Annotated in this window: 4 protein-coding genes, 1 tRNA gene and 1 pseudogene; all 6 read left to right on the top strand. The window is 31.6% G+C overall.

All coding sequences use genetic code 11. The annotated features are described in order from the left end of the window. Positions 1–679 precede the first annotated feature (679 nt). Complete coding sequence (locus J2Z44_RS21140; protein WP_021282613.1) at positions 680–1,636, top strand: hypothetical protein; 957 nt, start codon at positions 680–682, stop codon at positions 1,634–1,636. Between the two features lie 340 nt (positions 1,637–1,976). Further along, positions 1,977–2,060: transfer RNA gene (locus tag J2Z44_RS21135), tRNA-Leu, on the top strand. Positions 2,061–2,168: 108 nt separating this feature from the next. Further along, positions 2,169–2,762, top strand: coding sequence for a hypothetical protein (locus J2Z44_RS21130; protein WP_021282612.1), 594 nt, complete (start codon positions 2,169–2,171; stop codon positions 2,760–2,762). A gap of 112 nt (positions 2,763–2,874) precedes the next feature. Continuing rightward, the gene (gene msrB / locus J2Z44_RS21125; RefSeq protein WP_021282611.1) at positions 2,875–3,327 is read left to right on the top strand and encodes a peptide-methionine (R)-S-oxide reductase MsrB; all 453 of its coding nucleotides are present in this window, start codon (positions 2,875–2,877) and stop codon (positions 3,325–3,327) included. Between the two features lie 177 nt (positions 3,328–3,504). Next, positions 3,505–3,771: a metal-sensing transcriptional repressor gene (locus tag J2Z44_RS21120; RefSeq protein WP_021282610.1), complete on the top strand. Its 267-nt coding sequence runs from the start codon at positions 3,505–3,507 to the stop codon at positions 3,769–3,771. A 353-nt stretch (positions 3,772–4,124) separates the two neighbouring features. Continuing rightward, a pseudogene (locus tag J2Z44_RS21115) lies at positions 4,125–5,092 on the top strand (hypothetical protein); the annotation flags it as partial.

The following is a 5,092-nucleotide window of genomic DNA, read 5'->3' as shown; positions in this document are numbered from 1 at the left end:
CACCTTATTCTAAAAAGTCTTTACTTTATATATTCTACATAAAAGCTAAAAATCCTTTTTGAAAAAGAAAAAAAGGTCACTTTTTCAGTGACCTCAATAAATACCTTCTTTTTTAATTTTAGATAAACCATGTCAATATAGATTTCATTAATAAAAAAATTCTCTATGTTATAAATTTAAAATAATCACATAAAAACACCCTATTTATTAGAGCAATATAGAGCAATTTTAAGATTTAAAGCATTTTATCGGCGGTTAACGATAATAAACTACGATAATAAGCTTAAAGGCTCAAATTAAGATGAATTTATAGGAATATAAGCAAAAGTAATGTAAATTTGTTGTTATTATTTTAAATAAACTTATAGTTCCTGTTATTGTTTTTCGTAGTAGGGGGATAGTTTACAACAAGAAGTGGTCAATAGTATTCTAGTTATAGAGTATGTAGGCTTGCTTAGATATAATTACAAAAGCATAATAAAATTTAAGTTTTATACACTAAATTTTGATAGTAATCAACATTATTAAAAAGTGATTATGTAAAATACAAATGCAATACTAGAAAATTAATCTATATATTGTAAAAATTATATTTATTTTATAATTTTGTTAACAAATGTGTTTTTATATCTTATAATTGATATTGTAATATTATTTATAAATAAAGGGGTTAATGAATATGGGGGATAATAATCAAGAAGAGTTAATAACTGTAAAAGAAAGTAGTTCAAATGTAAGGAAGATGTCACCAAAAGCGATTATTTTAAGTATTATCGCAATTGGAGTTGTTGCATTAGCAGTTGTACTAATCGTAAGGACAAATAATTTGTATAAGCAAGCTGATGAATGTGTAGTTAATGCAGAATATTTGGTTACTCAAAAAGATTATAAGGGAGCGTTAATAAAACTTGATGAAGCTAAAAAGTTAAATCGAAACTTAGATTTAAAGGAAAAATCAGAGCTTATTGATGTTTTAAAATTTTCATACGAATGTTTTACTACTGGAATGGAGGCATTCAATAGAAGTGACTATAAAGTTGCATATAATAATTTAAAAAGTGTTAAAGAAATAGATAAAGACAATTACTTAGTAGCTCAAGAAAAAATTGAAGAATGTAAACCTAAGTTAATTATTCAAGCACTTGAAGGTGCTAAAAAACTTGCAGATGCTAAATCTTATGATAGTGCAATAAGTATGATTAATAACGCACTAACAAACTCTCCAAACAATGAGGAGTTAGTAAATGCAAAGAATAAATATACAGAAATGAACAATGCTAAGATTGCAGAAGAAGCAAAAGTAAAACAAAAGGAAGAAGAAGCAAAAGCAAAAGCTGAAGAACAAGCAAGAGCAGAGGAAAGAAAAAAATATGAACCTCAAAAAATTGTTGATAAAGATGGAAAGCAAATTTGGAAGATATATATTCAAAATGGTGGAATACACTTTACAGGGAAATATACTGGAAGTGGTAATTTTATAATGAAACTACTAAACTCTAATCAAGAGCTAGTAAAAGTTATAGTAAATGAAATAGGTGATTATGTAGTAGATAAAACTGTTTATGTAAAATCTGATGGATGGTATTATTTAGAAGTATTTGGTTCAGATGGTACTTGGAATTATAATTGGAAGTAAAAGGGTGGTTAAATAACCTAATTATAGAGTAAATATTTATTTTATATGCTTAAAAAGTAACTTCACAATTGTTTATATAGTGAAAGGGGTTACTTTTTATTTATATAATTTTATTATGGTATTTACTTACAAAGTTATTGACACTAGGTAAAATCTAATGTACAATGTGTTTATAAGAAATACATGGACGTACGTGATAAATATATTTATAACGTATTGTAACATAGTTATTTCAAATGGTTCAGGTAATTTTTGAAACTTTTACGTTTGAGGGGCGTGTGTACCACGTACGTATGGGTTCAAGTCCCATCACCTGCACCAGCATAACTTTACTTAGCATGCAGATGTGGCGGAATTGGCAGACGCACTAGACTTAGGATCTAGCGCCTTCGGCGTGGGGGTTCGACTCCCTTCATCTGCACCAAAAATACCTCTTAAGAATTTAAGAGGTATTTTTTTATTATAATTAAATATATTATTCTTGGATATGTAGCATATAATATAATAGAAAATAATGTTTTGGAGGAAATATGTGTCAAGGCATTTTACTAATCCAATTTATTTAAGTGAAAGAGTAGAAAACATAATAAAAAATTCTGAGTTTCTAGGAAAAGGCAATAATGGTGTAGTATATAGGATTGATGAGCAGACCATAATTAAAATATTTAATGAAGAAAAAGTATGCAAAAAGGAGTATGAGGTACTAAGACGTTCTAAGAAATGTACTGCGTTTCCAAAAGTATATGGTCATGGTAGATTTTACATAATAAGAGATTATGTAGAAGGAATTCGTCTCGATAAATATTTAAACAAAAATGAATTTAATTTTCAATTAGCTGAAAGTATTGTTAAGCTTATAAAAGATTTTAAAAAACTGCATTATAAAAAGCTTGATATTAGATGTAAGGACTTATATGTGCAACCAGATTATTCTATCAAGGTAATCGATCCAAAAAATAACTTTGATCGAGAAATGCCTTATCCTAGGCATTTAATGAAGGGAATGCATAAGAGACACAGGTTAGATAAGTTCCTGAGTTATGTAAAAGAAATTGATCCTAAGTTATATGGATTTTGGAGTGAAAATGTATTTGCATACTTGGAGCAAATAGAGAATAGTAAATAAGTATTTTAAGGAGGTAATATTATAATATTATCTCTTTTAACATAGCAAGAGTTTGTATAGAATATCAGTACATTAATAGAATTATGAATATATGAAGAAAGGAAAATACTGAATGAGAGATGAAATTTTTAAAAAATCAACTAAAGAAGAATTAAAGAGTAAACTTACATTAATGCAATTTTTAGTGACTCAAGAGAATGGAACAGAAAAACCATTTATAAATGAATACTATAATAATAAAGAACCAGGTATTTATGTGGATGTGGTTTCTGGTGAACCACTATTTAGCTCTTTAGATAAATTTGATTCAGGGTGTGGATGGCCATCATTTACAAAACCATTAGTAAGAGACAATATACGAGAAAAAGAAGACTTTAGCTACGGTATGCATAGGATAGAAGTTAGAAGTAAATTAGCTGATTCACACCTAGGGCATGTATTCTCTGATGGTCCTATTGATAGAGGCGGATTAAGGTATTGCATTAATAGTGCTTCCATAAGATTTATTCCAGTAATTGAGTTAGAAAAACAAGGTTATGGGATATATAAGAATTTATTTGAATAATAAATCAATAAATAATTAAAAAGTAATTTAGAGTTATAAACTTCATAAAATTTATAAATTTTAAAAATTTAATTCATTCCTTTATATAACTTAACAATTATAGAGTTGATTTTTAGAGTGTAATGTTATATTATAGTTTTATACCCCTAGGGGGTGCCTTTTAAAGGAGGAAACCGCATGAATAAAGAAAAAAAGGATGCAATTAAATATCTAAATATAGCACGTGGACAAATAGAAGGTATAGTAAAGATGATTGAAGATGAAAGATATTGCATAGATGTTTCAAATCAAATTATATCATCAATATCATTACTAAAAAAAGCAAATGCTTTAATAATAAAGCAGCATCTTCACCATTGTATAAAAGATGCATGTTGTGAAGACAACTTAGATATTAAATTGGATGAAATATCAAATTTATTAGAAAAATTAATGAATAAATAAATTAGTTGTATAAACACCGATGGGTTTATAAATTTAACCATATACTAAAACAAGTATATGGTTTTTTGTTGTGGTAATAATTTGAAATTTCTTACTTAAGAATATAAATAAAGGTATGTCCTTAACTAGCATAAACTTCAGTATATTTATTTTAAAAAGATTTTATTAATTCATTTATTTATAGTACTATAAAATGTAAATTTATATATTAAGCATTTTATATAAGATTTTATTTAAATACCAACAAATTTTAAGCTGAGTTGTACATATTTTGTAACATTAAAATTATCTATTCATAAAATATAGTAGAGTAAATAATACTCTACTATATTTATATAAAGGTGGCATTAGACATGAGTTATAATAACTGTAACTTACCAACAAAGCTTAAGTTGTTAGTTATATTATTGATATTATGTGAAATAGAAAATTGTCCATGTCCTCCTCCATGTCCTCCTCCATGTCCATGTCCTATTCCAGGACCTACTGGCCCAACTGGACCAGCGGGCCCACAGGGAATACCTGGACCAACAGGGCCGCAGGGTATTCAAGGTATAGCAGGGCCAACAGGACCACAGGGACCTCAAGGTTTTCAAGGAATACAAGGCCCAACAGGACCAACGGGTGCAATAGGGCCAACAGGACCACAAGGGCCTCAAGGATTTCAAGGAATAGCAGGATCAACTGGAGCCACAGGATCACCTGGCCCACAAGGGCCAACAGGACCACAAGGACCACAGGGCTTTCAAGGAATAGCAGGATCAACAGGAGCTACTGGAGCAACTGGGCCACAGGGGCCAACAGGACCACAAGGGCCACAGGGATTCCAAGGAATACAGGGGCCAACAGGACCAACTGGTGCTATTGGACCAACAGGACCACAAGGACCACAGGGATTCCAAGGAATAGCAGGATCTACAGGAGCAACTGGAGCTACAGGACCAACAGGACCAGTAGGACCAACAGGACCACGTGGATTCCAAGGGATAGCAGGACCAACCGGAGCAACTGGAGCTACAGGACCACAAGGGCCAGTAGGACCAACAGGACCACAAGGAATACAAGGGATAGCAGGACCAACCGGAGCAACTGGAGCTACAGGACCACAAGGGCCAGTAGGACCAACCGGACCACAGGGATTACAAGGAATAGCAGGATCTACCGGAGCAACTGGAGCTACAGGACCACAAGGGCCAGTAGGACCAACGGGACCACAAGGATTCCAGGGAATAGCAGGATCAACAGGAGCTACTGGAGCAACAGGACCACAGGGTCCACAAGGATTCCAAGGAGTACCTGGGCCAACAGGACCAACAGGGCC

Source organism: Clostridium punense, from assembly GCF_017874425.1.
GTDB lineage: Bacteria > Bacillota > Clostridia > Clostridiales > Clostridiaceae > Clostridium_J > Clostridium_J punense.
This window is presented reverse-complemented; position numbering and strand designations above follow the sequence as displayed.